13 protein-coding genes, 1 tRNA gene and 1 pseudogene are annotated in these 12,912 nt (G+C 57.2%); all 15 read right to left on the bottom strand.

The features are described from left to right. Nucleotides 1–264: 264 nt before the first annotated feature. The 15 genes and pseudogenes from CAI21_RS01560 to ruvB all read right to left on the bottom strand — a co-directional run bounded on the left by CAI21_RS01560 (nucleotide 265) and on the right by ruvB (nucleotide 12,875). Nucleotides 265–340: transfer RNA gene (locus CAI21_RS01560), tRNA-Lys, on the bottom strand. 153 nt (nucleotides 341–493) lie between these two features. Further along, nucleotides 494–1,078 (bottom strand): annotated as a pseudogene (gene queC, locus CAI21_RS25780) (7-cyano-7-deazaguanine synthase QueC); the annotation flags it as partial. Between the two features lie 18 nt (nucleotides 1,079–1,096). After that, nucleotides 1,097–1,768: a 7-carboxy-7-deazaguanine synthase QueE gene (gene queE / locus CAI21_RS01570; RefSeq protein WP_116300659.1), complete on the bottom strand. Its 672-nt coding sequence runs from the start codon at nucleotides 1,766–1,768 to the stop codon at nucleotides 1,097–1,099. A gap of 79 nt (nucleotides 1,769–1,847) precedes the next feature. Then, on the bottom strand, nucleotides 1,848–2,618 hold the full coding sequence (ybgF, locus tag CAI21_RS01575) for a tol-pal system protein YbgF (RefSeq protein ID WP_116300660.1): 771 nt from the start codon (nucleotides 2,616–2,618) through the stop codon (nucleotides 1,848–1,850). 7 nt (nucleotides 2,619–2,625) lie between these two features. Next, nucleotides 2,626–3,159 carry a peptidoglycan-associated lipoprotein Pal gene (pal, locus tag CAI21_RS01580; protein WP_116300661.1) on the bottom strand — a complete coding sequence of 178 codons (534 nt, stop codon included), beginning with the start codon at nucleotides 3,157–3,159 and terminating at the stop codon, nucleotides 2,626–2,628. Between the two features lie 66 nt (nucleotides 3,160–3,225). Next, on the bottom strand, nucleotides 3,226–4,551 hold the full coding sequence (gene tolB / locus CAI21_RS01585) for a Tol-Pal system beta propeller repeat protein TolB (protein WP_258867919.1): 1,326 nt from the start codon (nucleotides 4,549–4,551) through the stop codon (nucleotides 3,226–3,228). Beyond that, nucleotides 4,548–5,444: a cell envelope integrity protein TolA gene (gene tolA, locus CAI21_RS01590; RefSeq protein WP_116300663.1), complete on the bottom strand. Its 897-nt coding sequence runs from the start codon at nucleotides 5,442–5,444 to the stop codon at nucleotides 4,548–4,550. Before tolA ends, tolB begins: the two co-directional genes overlap by 4 nt. Then, nucleotides 5,428–5,850, bottom strand: coding sequence for a protein TolR (gene tolR / locus CAI21_RS01595; RefSeq protein WP_116300664.1), 423 nt, complete (start codon nucleotides 5,848–5,850; stop codon nucleotides 5,428–5,430). Before tolR ends, tolA begins: the two co-directional genes overlap by 17 nt. Before the next feature lie 69 nt (nucleotides 5,851–5,919). After that, on the bottom strand, nucleotides 5,920–6,615 hold the full coding sequence (tolQ, locus tag CAI21_RS01600) for a protein TolQ (protein ID WP_116300665.1): 696 nt from the start codon (nucleotides 6,613–6,615) through the stop codon (nucleotides 5,920–5,922). Beyond that, nucleotides 6,605–7,021 (bottom strand): tol-pal system-associated acyl-CoA thioesterase, encoded by a 417-nt coding sequence (gene ybgC / locus CAI21_RS01605; RefSeq protein ID WP_116300666.1) that lies wholly within the window; start codon nucleotides 7,019–7,021, stop codon nucleotides 6,605–6,607. Before ybgC ends, tolQ begins: the two co-directional genes overlap by 11 nt. A gap of 582 nt (nucleotides 7,022–7,603) precedes the next feature. After that, nucleotides 7,604–7,861, bottom strand: a complete 258-nt coding sequence (locus tag CAI21_RS01610) for an EF-hand domain-containing protein (protein ID WP_116300667.1) — start codon at nucleotides 7,859–7,861, stop codon at nucleotides 7,604–7,606. A 439-nt stretch (nucleotides 7,862–8,300) separates the two neighbouring features. Further along, nucleotides 8,301–9,662, bottom strand: a complete 1,362-nt coding sequence (locus CAI21_RS01615; RefSeq protein ID WP_116300668.1) for a sigma 54-interacting transcriptional regulator — start codon at nucleotides 9,660–9,662, stop codon at nucleotides 8,301–8,303. Beyond that, complete coding sequence (locus CAI21_RS01620) at nucleotides 9,655–10,221, bottom strand: hypothetical protein (RefSeq protein ID WP_116300669.1); 567 nt, start codon at nucleotides 10,219–10,221, stop codon at nucleotides 9,655–9,657. Before CAI21_RS01620 ends, CAI21_RS01615 begins: the two co-directional genes overlap by 8 nt. After that, a complete protein-coding gene (locus tag CAI21_RS01625; RefSeq protein ID WP_116300670.1) occupies nucleotides 10,218–11,669 on the bottom strand; it encodes a HAMP domain-containing sensor histidine kinase in 1,452 nt (483 codons plus the stop codon). The genes CAI21_RS01620 and CAI21_RS01625 overlap by 4 nt, the downstream gene beginning before the upstream one ends. A 159-nt stretch (nucleotides 11,670–11,828) precedes the next feature. Next, nucleotides 11,829–12,875, bottom strand: coding sequence for a Holliday junction branch migration DNA helicase RuvB (gene ruvB / locus CAI21_RS01630; RefSeq protein ID WP_116300671.1), 1,047 nt, complete (start codon nucleotides 12,873–12,875; stop codon nucleotides 11,829–11,831). Between the last annotated feature and the right edge of the window lie 37 nt (nucleotides 12,876–12,912).

The raw sequence follows: 12,912 nt of genomic DNA on the forward strand, positions 1-12,912 counted from the left end.
TCTTACCTAATGTTTACTTTTCTTCGCTTATTATTTTTCGCGTTATATTAACGGCTTATCTCCTGTTTGCCGGCGGCTTACCGGCATTACCTATTACCGCGATGGGCGGTTATTGCGGGCGGTGGAGGGCAATAGGCTTTGTCCGTGATCGCGAGATAGAAAAACGCATGCGACATGCTTCGAGCGAAGCGAATGGAGCGTTATTAGACAGGCAGGCTTATATAAGACAAAAGGGCTTAGCGCAAAGCGCTAAGCCCTTGAATTTGGTGGGCCGTGTTGGACTCGAACCAACGACCAGCGGATTAAAAGTCCGATGCTCTACCAACTGAGCTAACGGCCCAATCAAGGCGCAGAATAATACCCTAAACTTTCGCGGTAGTAAATCAGCTTTTGGTATTTTTTTCTGGTAAGGGGTCGGGTCGGCAATGCGGGCGGCGCGGAAGCCTTCTGCGCGCAGGCGGCAGGAGTCGCAGATACCGCAGGCGCGGCCGGCTTCGTCCGCTTGGTAGCAAGACACGGTCAATCCGTAGTCTACCCCAAGGCGAGCGCCCATGCGGATGATGTCGGCTTTCGATAAGTCCATCAGCGGTGCGCGTACGTGCAGTTGCTCTTCGCCTTCCACCGCCGCTTTGGTTGCTACGTTTGCCATCTGTTCAAAGGCTTTGATGAACGCCGGCCGGCAGTCCGGGTAGCCGGAGTAGTCGACCGCGTTGACGCCGATGAAGATATCCCAGGCGCCGATAACTTCCGCATAGCCCAGCGCCAGGGAGAGAAACACGGTGTTGCGTGCCGGTACGTAGGTGATCGGTATGCCCGGTTCTTGCTTATCGGGAACGGCGAGGTCGAGATCGGTCAGCGCCGATCCGCCGAACTCGCCAAGGCCGATGGATAATACGCGGTGTTCGACGGCGCCGAGATCGCTGGCAATGCGGCGGCAGGCGTCGAGTTCGGCTTTATGCCGTTGGCCGTAATCGAAGCTTAGTGCGTAGCAGTCAAAGCCTTGACTACGCGCGATGGCGAGCACGGTGGCAGAATCTAAGCCGCCGGAGAGAAGGATGACGGCGCGAGGTTTCGACATGAGGCAATGGTCTCCTGGTCAGCGTCCGGGTTGGTCGCCCCAAAGGAATTTGTGTAGCTGGATCTGAACCCGGACGGGAAGCCGGTCGGCGACGACCCAATCGGCGAGGTCGGTAGCCGAGAGATCGTTGAAGCTAGGGGAGAATAGCACTTCCCAGCGCTCGCTTAAGCGATGTTTGTCGAGTATCCGGCGCGCCCATTCGTAGTCTTCGCGGCTGCAGAGGACGAACTTGAGCTGATCGTGCGGCTGTAGATGTTCAAGATTCTGCCAGCGGTTGCGCTCGCATTCGCCGGAGCCGGGTGTTTTGATGTCGACGACCTTGACCACTCGCGGGTCGACATGGCTCACGTCAAGTGCGCCGCTGGTTTCCAGCGAGACCTCGTAACCGGCGTCGCAAAGACGACTGAGTAACGGAAGGCAGCCACGTTGAGCGAGCGGCTCGCCGCCGGTGACGGTGACGAAGCGCGGCCGATAGACGGCCACTGCGGCTTCGATCTCTTCAAACGTCATCCGCTCCCCGCCGTGGAACGCGTATTCGGAATCGCAGTAACCGCAGCGTAGCGGGCAGCCGGTGAGGCGCACGAAAACGGTGGGGAAGCCGATTGTCCGGCTTTCGCCTTGCAGAGAATGGAATATTTCGGTGATCCGCAAGGGCTTGTCGGCCGTCGCGGTTTGGCTGTTCGCGTACATAGCGGGGGAGTTTACCGCAATTAATGCGAATTCGCTTTAGCCGCCTATAAGAAAATGATGGAAGTCGCCCCGGCGTCGGTTAGCTTTCGTCCCGACGAATGCGCTGTAGGCGTTGCTCGGCCAAGGTGGCGGCCGTGGTATCCGGATACTGGCGTCTTACCGCTTCCAGGGTTTCCCGAGCCTGCTCAAGATTATTCTGCTCATGATAGATAAAGCCGATCTTCAGCTTGGCGTCGGGTTGTTTGTCATTATTCGGCAGTTCGTCGACGATGCGTTGAAAGTGGGGCAGTGCGTTGTCGAAATCGCGCACCACGTAGTAGGACTCGCCCAACCAATAGAGTGCGTTACCGGCAAAGCGACCCTCGGGGTAGTGTTCAAGAAAACTGACAAAGGCTTCCGCTGCTTCGTCGTAGCGACCGGCACGGAGGATGGAGAATGCTTCTTGGTAGGCGTCCCACTCTCTTTCCGGGTCGGCGGCGGTAACGCCGTTCTCGCCGTCAAGCAGGTTAGGGACGGGCACCGTACCCGTTGCAGGGGTTGAGGGTGTCCGTGCTGCCGTTTCGAGTTCGCGTAAACGCCGGTCGTTATCCTGAAAGAGATCGCGCTGGCGTTGCTTAAGTTCCTCCAGCTCGTACTGGACGACTTCTAGGTCGCCGCGTACGAGCCGGAGTTCTCTTTGTAGCTGTTCCATCTGATTGACCATGTCCGCCATAGCGCCGCTATTGACGATACGCTCTAAGCGATTCACGCGGTCCTCTAGCCGATCGTTGGCTTGCGCCGCGGCAACCGGAGTCGCCGCAAGGCCGAGGATGATGCAGTGACGTACAAATGTCTTCAGATGGTTAGCCATAGTTTAATTAACGGTTGGAGTAAACCAGTTCAGCGCGACGGTTCTGTGCCCAGGCTTCTTCGTTGCTGCCCAGGGCGACCGGCTCTTCTTCGCCGAAGCTAACGCTTTCGACTTGATTTTGCCCGACGCCGTTCAGGGTCAGAATGCGTACGGCAGCGTTAGCACGGCGCTCGCCCAGAGCCAGATTATACTCTTTCGAGCCGCGCTCGTCGGTATGACCTTCGACAACTACGCGCAGATCCGGGTTGTTTGCCAGGTGGCGAGCGTGAGCTTCGAGCAGCGCGATGTCGTCGCTGCTGAGTTCGCTGCTATCGAAGGCAAAGTAAACCACGCGGTTGGCCAACGGGCTGCTCGGGTCGTCCAGCGGATCGCCTTCGAGGGCTTCCGTGTCTTCCACAGCGCGTGCTTCGGTATCGGTGGTTTCTACCTCTTGGCGAGGTGCTTCGTCTTCGACCGTTTCGGTGGCAACGTCACCGGTCGTGCTACAACCGGCCAGTACCAGGAAAGACAGTGCGGCCAAGACAAGGGACAGGCGTTTCATCGTTATTGCTCCTAGTTCCTAACAAAGGGTCGTTGAACTTCTTGATGTACTAATAATTACAGAAAGTTAGCGGGGTGACCAGGATGGATTCTGTACCCGGTCGCCGAGTACCGGCAGACCGATGTTCGCGCGTCCATACAAGGACACCGTAGCTAACTGCGATTGTGCGCCGCGAATGCGGCTATAGACGATCATCTCCCCGTTCGGTGCGAAGCTGGGAGATTCGTCGTTACTGCCGTCGGTGAGAACGCGCAGTTCGCGCGTTCTCAAGTCCATCACGGCGATGCGGAAGCCGCCATCGTCCCGATGAACCATGGCCAGGCGCCGTCCATCGGGGGAGAGGGCGGGGCGAGCGTTGTACGAGCCTTCGAAGGTGACTCGCTGTACGCGACCGCCGTTGCTGGATACACGATAGATCTGCGGCGGTCCGCCTCGGTCGGAGGTGAAATACAGCGTTTTGCCGTCGGGCGACCAGGTCGGCTCGGTGTCGATAGCGGAGCTGTTTGTTATACGCGTCATGTCTCTTGTATCGACATCATAGACGTAAATATTAGGGCTGCCGTCGCGAGACAGGGTAAGCGCCAGGCGTTTGCCGTCGGGAGACCAAGCCGGCGCGCTATTAATGCCGCGGAAACTGGCAATTCGTTCCCGTTCGCCGGTAGCGACGGTTTGAATATAAACCGCCGATCTTCTGTTCTCTTCAAAGGAGACGTAAGCGATTTGCCGCCGGTCGGGCGACCAGGCCGGCGACATAATGGGTTGGCGCGAAGTCAAAACCGTTTCGGGATTATGGCCATCGGCATCCGCCAAAATGAGCTTGTGCCGACGGGTGTTATCGTCGCGATGGTCGACCTCGATGTAAGAAATACGCGTATTGAAGGCGCCGGGAACGCCGGTAAGCGCTTCATAGATGATATCGCTAATATTGTGTGCGAGTGGGCGCAGCGATTGGGGGCTGACGCGATAGCGGCGTCCGGCTACCCGGGCTTGCGTGTAAACATCCAGGAGTTCAAAGCGCAGTTCGTAACGGCCGTCGTCGGTTTCGCGAATGGCGCCGATGATAAGGTTGTCGATGCCTAAGGCTCGCCATTGCTGAAAACGGACATCCGATAGCTGGCTGGGGCGAGCGATGAGCTCGCGATTGCTTAAGGGCTCGAACTTTCCGCTACGGCGCAAGTTGGCACCGATGATCTCGGCGATATCGTGCGCGGGCTTGGCGCTACCTTCTTCAACTTGAAAGGGCACTACGGCGATAGGTACGGCGCGTTCGACACCGCCGGTGATATCGAGCATCAGTTGCCCTTGCGCGTTGCCGGTCAACGCATAGGCGACGACCAAAGCGGCAGCGATAAAGGCCCTGAGAAACCGGGGTTGTTTGCGTTGGTCCATCATGCGTCCGGAATAAACCTCAAGTTGAAGCTACGGAATTGCTCGAAACTGTCCTGGTCGCTGGGAACCGGCAACGGGCTGGCTCGCCGCACGGCGGTAACTGCCGAGCGGTCGAACGTCGTATTGCCGCTACTTTCCCGAATATCCACATCCAGTACTTCGCCATCCGGTGCCAAACGAATCGAAAGAATGGTCGTCAATCCGGTCGGCGTACCTGGCGGCCGCGTCCAGGCGCGGCGGATAGCGCTCTGAATCTCGGCGCCGTAACGTTGTCCCGCCTGCTCGACCCGGCGCTGGCGGGCTTCCGCTTCTATTCGTCGTTGCCGCTCGGCCTCTTCCCGGCGACGTTGTTCCTCTTCGGCCTGGCGGCGTTGTTCCTCTTCGAGTTGCCGTTGTCGTTCGGCCTCTTCCTGCCGCCGCCGTTCCTCTTCTTCTTGGCGGCGGCGCTCTTCCTCGAGCCGGCGTTGCTCTTCCTCTTCTTGGCGTCGACGTTCTGCTTCCTGTTGCCGACGTTGTTCGGCTTCCAAGCGTTCGCGCTCGCGTCGCTCCGCTTCCTGGCGCTGTTGTTCTTCGATCTGTCTTTGCCGTTCAAGTTCCGCCTGGCGTTGCCGTTCTGCTTCCTCTCGCTGGCGGCGGGCGGCTTCTTCGCGCTCGCGCTGGCGTTGCAGCTCCGCATCCCTAACGGCTTGCTCGCGTTGCCGCAAGCGATCCAGTTGCGCTTCGACTTGACGCTCGTCGACGCTCACCGCTTCGATGACCGGTTCCACTGCAAGCTCCGGGCCGTCAACCATCATTTCCGGTTGCCGTGGCTGAGTGTTGATGCCAACGAACAGCATTCCGCCTGCGACAAGGTGGATGGCAGCTGACCAGGCGATGTACTTAAAGTCCTCGCGCATGCGCGTTTCTACCCCCAGCCGGCGGCTGAGTCATCAAGCCTACCTTGGGTACGCCCGCCCGCTGAAGCTGCGACATGACGGCAATTACGCGGCCGTAGGCGACTTCGGTGTCGCCGCGCACCATGACGGGGGTTTCCGGTTGCCGCTCGATAGCTGCCGCTACTGCGGTTGCAAGCTCCTCCTCGGTAATCGGCTCCGGGTTCGCGATGCCGACACTAAAGGTGAACTCGCCGTTTGCATAAACATTAACGATCAGCGGTTCGATATCGTCTTGCGGTAGCGGTTCGGCGTTAACTTGAGGCAAATCGATTTCCACTGCCTGATAAAGCAGCGGCGCCGTGACCATAAAAATCACCAACAGCACGAGCATAACGTCGATGTAGGGCACGACGTTGATCTCCGACATGGGACGGCGACGGTTACGGCGATTGGGTGCTGGCGTTGCTGTAGGCACGGCTGTTCCTCGCTACGTCGCTCAGTTTTCGTTGCCGCTAGGGCTGTTCTGCGAATGGCGGTGCAGAATACCGGTGAACTCTTCGATGAAAAGGTCGTACCGGTTGCCCAGGCGCTCGATGCGATTGGCGTAGTAGTTGTAGGCGATGACAGCCGGAATAGCCGCGAACAGCCCGAGCGCGGTGGCGATCAAAGCCTCGGCAATACCCGGTGCGACGGTCGCTAATGTGGCTTGCTGCATTTGGCCGAGCGCGAGAAAGGAGTTCATGATGCCCCATACGGTGCCGAATAAGCCGATGTAGGGGGAGACGGAGCCGACGGTGGCGAGAAAAGGCAGTTGCTGTTCTTGGCCGTCCAGTTCGCGAGAAAGGCTCACCCGCATAGCGCGCTGCGAGGCTTCTATCATTGCTTCGGGGGCGATGCCGGGTTGTTTTCGAGCGCGGGTAAACTCTTTAAAACCGGCACGGAAGATTCGCTCCATGCCACCGCCTTGTTCGTCGGATTGTTCGCCTTGCGCATAAATTTCCGCCAAATTGCCGCCGGACCAAAAGCGATCCTCGAACTGATCGGCGCCTTGACCGGCTTTTTGAAGTGCGTTCCGTTTGGCAAAAATGACCGCCCAAGAGGTCACCGAGGCCAATAGCAATACCAGCATAACGAGCTGTACTACGATGCTGGCGTCTAGGATCAGGCGGGTGATAGACATATCAACCGACATTCTGAATCTCCATTTTGATCGTGTCGGGAAGTGGAACCGGCTTCATTCGGTTAGCGTCGATACAGGCGACTTTCACGATTGCATGCACTAATTCTTCCGGTTTTGTCTCCGACCGCCGAGTAATACGTTGAGAAAATACCAGGCTCGCATGGCGCGGGCGTTCAACCTCGGTTACAACGTCGAGTTCGTCGTTGAACAGGGCCGGTTTCTTGTAATCGACCTCGATAGAACGGACCGCGAATAAGACCTGAAGTTCCTGGCGCAGTTGATCTTGTTCAAAACCAAGGTTGCGCAACCACTCGGTGCGCGCCCGTTCCATAAACTTCAGATAGTTTGCGTGGTAAACGATGCCCCCGCTATCCGTATCTTCGTAATAGACACGAATAGGCCAAATGAACTTACTCACAGTCTTTTACCCTCGTCGGCTTGGCTCGCTTCCTTGCCGGTTAACGTCCGTCACGGCGAACAAGGTTAGTGCGCCGTCGACGTGCGAGCAAGCAGAGTATTCAGAAAACGCGGGACTCCTCCTGAGTTTCGAACAGCGAGATAAGTCGGCGTTGTCTTTTAAAAAACAATGGCTATTCATAGCGCAGGGTTTTGCCGCATGCACCAGAGTCGTACAGACGCAAGGGGATTATTCAATATCGCCTTAACGATCTCACGATGTGGTTCGACGAGGTGTGGGCTGGTTGGCAAAAGTGGGGTGCGTTTCCTACCTTTAGTAATGGTTCTTACCGGATAACGAGCTTAAAAGCTCGCGCGGCATAAATTCCTTCATAGGGCCAGGCATTGATTTTGTGCTGTATTCCGTCGTTTTTCTCGCCTCGCAAATTCCGCTTTGAGCGGAAAAAAGAACCCCCGGGGGGCGGAGGGTTCTTCGGACGACAGTCCATGTCAACAATGGATACCTGTGGATAGTCCATACACATGTTCGGCATCCTTCCTTGGATGCCTGGAGGCGCCTTCCGTGGCACCCCCAAAACACTGTTTACTCTGGCTCGGCGCCTGCGGGCGCCTGGTCGTCCTGTTTTGCCGCCCATTGCTCGTATTCCGCACGATCCAGGCGACCATCCTGGTTTCTGTCTATCTCATCGAATTGACGGCTGATTTCGGCATGTTGCGCAGCCTCTTCGCGGGTTATGATGCCGTCGCCATCCTGGTCGACTTCCGCAAAAGGCGGCGCTTGCGCGAAGCTTGGGTTAGCTAGCGCTAATAATGCCGCGCCTAGCACCAGCTTCAGCCTCATCGCTCCTCCTTGAGATTGCGACTCTTAGTGAGTGCGGCACCGAGTCCCTGGCACCGCGTACAGAAGAGTATTAGCAAGGGCTGTGCCAGTTTTTGGTTATGCAATGAAAACAGTCGCTTGCAATTTGCTGACTCTGCACGGTCGATGTGAGACCTGGATTTGGTTGGCAGAACTGTCGCCAAATAGAGACAGGGTTGACGTGGATCGCTTGTAAGTATTTGTAAATAAATGATTCGTCAGTGTCGCCAATTTAAAACGTGCTAATGTGGTAAGGCCTTGGGCTGTGCGTGAATGCAGGAGGAAAAGGTTGTCTGGTGGGGTGTTTCGGGTTTGTCGCCCCGGGCAATCGATCAATCTGGTTAGCCGATTTCCGGAAGCTTATGCGACGGGACTGTGCAAGAAAAACTTGACCCCTCTAAGGGCGGTAGAGGGGTGCTCTTCAAGGTTCGACTTGCTTATAAAGGCTCGGGTTTAGTTCGTGCCGGTTGAGTAGCTTATAAAACTCGGTCCGGTTGCGTTTAGCTAAGCGGGCGGCTTGGCTCACGTTGCCTTGGGTAATCTGTAGCAGCTTAATCAGGTATTCGCGCTCGAAGTCTCGTCGAGCATCGGCGAATGCCGGTAGGTCGGAGGTGTCTCCGCGCAAGGCGCGTTGTACTAACGCATCGGTAATGATTGGCGTTGTGGTTAGGATGACGGCTTGTTCTACGAGGTTGTACAGCTGCCGGATATTGCCAGGCCAGGGGGCGCTGACCAAACGCTCCATCGCGTCGGTGGCAAAGCCGGTTACCCGTTTCTCGTACTTATCGGATAGCTGTGCGATGAAGTGGTTGACCAAGACCGGTATATCTTCGCGCCGCTCGGCAAGGGAAGGCAGTTCTAGCGAAACGACGTTCAGCCGGTAATAAAGGTCTTCGCGAAAGCGCCCCGCATTCATTTCTTCTTCGAGGTCGCGATGGGTGGCGGAGATGATGCGTACGTCTACCGGCACCGGTCGTGTGTCGCCTACCGGGCGAACTTGGCGTTCTTGTAAAACGCGCAGCAGCTTGACCTGGAGCGACAGCGGCATATCGCCGATTTCATCCAAAAACAAGGTGCCGCCGTCGGCAGACTTTACTAAGCCTTCATAGTCTTTGGTTGCGCCCGTGAACGCGCCTTTGCGATGGCCGAAAAGCTCCGATTCCAGTAGCGATTCCGGAATCGCGCCGCAGTTGACGGCAACGAACGGCTGACCTACGCGCGGGCTGGCGTTATGTACGGCCTTTGCTAGGAGCTCCTTGCCGGTGCCGGATTCGCCGTGAATAAAAACGCTGGCCTCGCTGGCTGCGACCATGCGGGCGCGGCTAAGAACCTCGTTCATTTGAGGGTTGCGGGTGATGATGTGGGCTCGCCATTCATCGTCGCCGTTTTCTTCGCCGCTGCCGCCGGATACTTCAAGCGCGCTCTCGACTTGTTTGAGCAGCGCTTGACTGTCGAACGGTTTGGTCAGAAAACTGAAGACACCGCGTTTAGTCGCGTCGACCGCATCGGGAATAGAGCCGTGGGCGGTTAAGATGATGACCGGGAGCAAGGGGTATAGGCCCCGAATCTGCTCAAACAGGCCCAAGCCATCCATGCCTCCCATTCGCAGGTCGGTAATCACCAAAGCGGGTCGTATGGCCGGTATGCTGGCTAAGGCCTGCTCCCCGCTACCCGCGGTTTCTACCCGATACCCCGCGGCTTGCAGCCGGATGGAGAGCAGTCGTAGGAGGTCGGGGTCGTCGTCGACGATGAGAATGGTCTTGTCCGTCATGATATCAGTCATCCATTGGTATCCTGCGATCCCTGCCCTGGAGGCTGCGTTCGATGGCTTTTAAACCATCGAGTTGGCGGCGAAGCTCCAGGTTTTCCCGATTTCTCTTTTCCAGTTCTTCCGCCATCAGCCCTATAGCGGCTACTTGCTCTCGGCGTGCGGTCAGTAGTTGATCGATAAACCGGGCAAATTCCTCAATGCCGGTAGGTTGCCGCTCTTCCTCGTCAAAGCAAGGCTTGAGTAAGTTTTCTGTGTTTTCGGCGGACTCTACCAGTTGCGCCACCGCCAGATGTAACAATGTGCTGTTACAGGTAGTGTTGTCCAAGTCCGCCCGCAACCGTCGCAGCTCCGTTTCGCGCTCGGTGGCGGACATGGCGTTTACTCGCTGGTGATACTCCATTAGCTCGGTGACCTCGCGGTGACCGGAGGGGCGTCCGACGTCGATGAGCGAACGTGCCCAGCCTGTCTCGGATTCGCCGCTGCCTCTGGAGGAGGGCAATGTCTCGCAAGCCGAGAGGCTCAGCAGGAGTAGGGGCAGAAGGCCCAGCTTGATTGCTATCCATTTATTCATGTCGTTTGCAGCTGCTCTACCGTGCTGGGAAGCTGTACTACGAGGCGTGCACCTTGGCCGTCGTGCTCGACGGTCCGAATGCTGCCATCGTGGGCGTTGATATACTCGCGCGCGATCGACAGACCTAGGCCGGAGCCTTTGACGTAACCTTCCGGAGGTAGCCGGCCCTGGTAAAAGGCGTCGAAGATGCGTTCCTTGTCGTCTCCCTCTATACCCGGCCCTTCGTCGGTCACGGCAAGCTCCACGGTATCGTTCCGCCGCGATAGCTCAAGCTGGATCTTGCCGCCCGGAGGCGAGTATTTGATTGCGTTCGATAGCAAATTGTCGACCACGGTCGCAAGTTTCTCACGATCGCCGACGACGTGTATGTCACCCACCTCGCACTCGAGGCGAACATGTTTGGCGAGCAGGGCGGGCTTATGATTCTGCCCGACTTCTTCAATGACTTCACGTAAGTTGACATGATCAAGGTTCAGAGCCGGGCTATGGGACTGCGCGGTTCCGAAGTTTAGCAGATCTTCGATAAGACCCTGAAGTTGTCGTGCATTAGATCGCAAAATCTGGGCAATTTCCGCTTGTTGGTCGTTCAGCGGGCCCACGATGCGGTCGCTGATGAGGTCGACGCTTTCGCGAATCGCTGTCAACGGCGTCTTCAACTCGTGCGACATGTGCTGTAAAAAGCGGGTCTTCTGGTTTTCCAGGTCGCGTAAGCGCTGCCTCAGCCAATCCAGTCGTTTACCCACGTGTTGTAGATCTAACGGGCCGGATACCTGAATGCGCTGTTCGAAGTTGCCGGCGCCAAGGTGGCGGATAGCTTGATGTACTTGGCGGATCGGTCGGGATATGAGCGTGGTAAAGACGCCTACCGATACCAGTGTCAGCGGAATGAGGGTGAATGCCAGTGCCACCAGTAGGCGCTGTGCTTCGCCTCCCGTTTCCTGCATGATCTGAACCTCTTGATCGATCAATTGGTTGCTATCCGCAAGGATGGCTTGAGCCAGCTCGTTGAGTTGATCGAATCCGGCAGCGATTTCCTCCCCGAGGCTATCGGCGTCGGTATCGGTGGTAAGAATCTGGTGAGCCAGTTGTTGCTCGGCGGCGATAAACGTGTCGACCAGCCGCCGATGAGGACTGTCCCGCGTTAACTCATGAAGTTTCGTTACCGTCGATTGCAGCTCTCGGCGGGTACTGTGGTAGGCATCAAGCAGTGCTTGGTCCTGGAGCAGGAGGTACTGGCGTCCGCGCCGCTCCATGGTAATGACTTGTTGCGTCAGTATTCGGCTGTCCTGGGTGGCTTGGACGGCTTTGTAGACCGCGTTCTGGCTTTGGTCCAGCAGCCGGTCCATATAGATGCCCGCCAGTCCCAATGCAAGGAGCAATGGAAGGGCTACTACGGCAAAGCCATAGAGAATCAGTCGCAGTGTCGATTTTGGGTAATACCGCGCCATTCCGTGAGCTCCGGTTTCTTGCTGATGCCGAGTCGGCCAGCGAATCGTGAGCGCCCTTCAATTGCCGGGCGTGTACCAGGCCGTCAGGCCTAACAGGGTGCCGCTTGCCTTTCTAGGCTTTCTCAGCATGTCAATGGTTAAACCGTTTCTGGCTAGGCCTTATTTGTCGTGAAACAGGTCGTTGATTCCGCCGGCTTGGTCCCGCGTCGGTGGCGTTAGACCAAAATGCAGATAAGTGTTACGTGTCGCGACACGCCCTCTTGGCGTTCGCATCAAATAACCTTGCTGAATTAAATAGGGTTCGAGTACGTCTTCGATGGTGCCCCGTTCTTCCCCGATGGCTGCTGCTAAGTTATCGAGGCCCACCGGGCCGCCGTCGAACTTTTCGATAATCGTCAGCAGCAGGCGACGATCTTGTATATCGAAGCCGCTGGTGTCGACATTGAACAAATCCATGGCGAGATTGGCGACCTCGCCCGTAATAATGCCCTCTGCTTTGACTTCGGCATAATCCCGAACGCGGCGCAGTAAGCGGTTGGCAATCCGTGGCGTACCGCGTGAACGGCGGGCGATTTCGAACGCGCCGCCTGGTTCGATGGCAAGGCCCAGCAAATGAGCCGAGCGGCTGACAATAGCCGCGAGATCCTCGACCGAATAATATTCCAGTCGCTGAGTAATGCCGAACCGATCCCGTAGCGGAGATGTGAGCAGGCCGGCGCGGGTCGTTGCCCCAACCAGCGTAAAGGGTGCCAGATCGAGCTTTATCGAGCGAGCCGCGGGGCCTTCTCCGATCAGGATGTCGATCTTGCAGTCTTCCATCGCCGGGTAAAGCACTTCCTCAACGACAGGGCTCAGGCGATGGATTTCATCGACGAATAGCACGTCGTTAGGTTCTAAATTCGTCAGCAAGGCCGCCAAGTCGCCGGGGCGCTCCAAAACAGGCCCGGACGTTTGCCGAAGATTGACGCCCATTTCGTAGGCAATGATGTTGGCCAGGGTCGTCTTGCCAAGCCCTGGGGGGCCGAAAATGAGCACGTGATCGAGTGCTTCGGAACGTTGCCGCGCCGCGTGGATGAAAATCTCCATCTGCTCTCGCACAACCGGCTGACCGGCATAATCGGCCAGCGATTTCGGCCGAATTGCGCGGTCCACGGCGGCATCCTCCGACGATGCTTGGCTCGCGACCAAACGGTCTGGTTCTATCATGGCAACACTCGCGTTTCGGGCAACACAGAACAATTCC

This window comes from Alkalilimnicola ehrlichii, from assembly GCF_003399765.1.
Taxonomy (GTDB): Bacteria; Pseudomonadota; Gammaproteobacteria; order Nitrococcales; family AK92; genus AK92.

Excerpts from the sequence above, each read along its gene's own strand:
- queE (WP_116300659.1), bottom strand. The coding sequence starts at position 1,768 with ATGTACGCGAACAGCCAAACCGCGACGGCCGACAAGCCCTTGCGGATC.
- ybgF (WP_116300660.1), bottom strand. The coding sequence starts at position 2,618 with ATGGCTAACCATCTGAAGACATTTGTACGTCACTGCATCATCCTCGGC.
- pal (WP_116300661.1), bottom strand. The coding sequence starts at position 3,159 with ATGAAACGCCTGTCCCTTGTCTTGGCCGCACTGTCTTTCCTGGTACTG.
- tolB (WP_258867919.1), bottom strand. The coding sequence starts at position 4,551 with ATGATGGACCAACGCAAACAACCCCGGTTTCTCAGGGCCTTTATCGCT.
- tolA (WP_116300663.1), bottom strand. The coding sequence starts at position 5,444 with ATGCGCGAGGACTTTAAGTACATCGCCTGGTCAGCTGCCATCCACCTT.
- tolR (WP_116300664.1), bottom strand. The coding sequence starts at position 5,850 with ATGTCGGAGATCAACGTCGTGCCCTACATCGACGTTATGCTCGTGCTG.
- tolQ (WP_116300665.1), bottom strand. The coding sequence starts at position 6,615 with ATGTCGGTTGATATGTCTATCACCCGCCTGATCCTAGACGCCAGCATC.
- CAI21_RS01610 (WP_116300667.1), bottom strand. The coding sequence starts at position 7,861 with ATGAGGCTGAAGCTGGTGCTAGGCGCGGCATTATTAGCGCTAGCTAAC.
- CAI21_RS01615 (WP_116300668.1), bottom strand. The coding sequence starts at position 9,662 with ATGACTGATATCATGACGGACAAGACCATTCTCATCGTCGACGACGAC.
- CAI21_RS01620 (WP_116300669.1), bottom strand. The coding sequence starts at position 10,221 with ATGAATAAATGGATAGCAATCAAGCTGGGCCTTCTGCCCCTACTCCTG.
- CAI21_RS01625 (WP_116300670.1), bottom strand. The coding sequence starts at position 11,669 with ATGGCGCGGTATTACCCAAAATCGACACTGCGACTGATTCTCTATGGC.
- ruvB (WP_116300671.1), bottom strand. The coding sequence starts at position 12,875 with ATGATAGAACCAGACCGTTTGGTCGCGAGCCAAGCATCGTCGGAGGAT.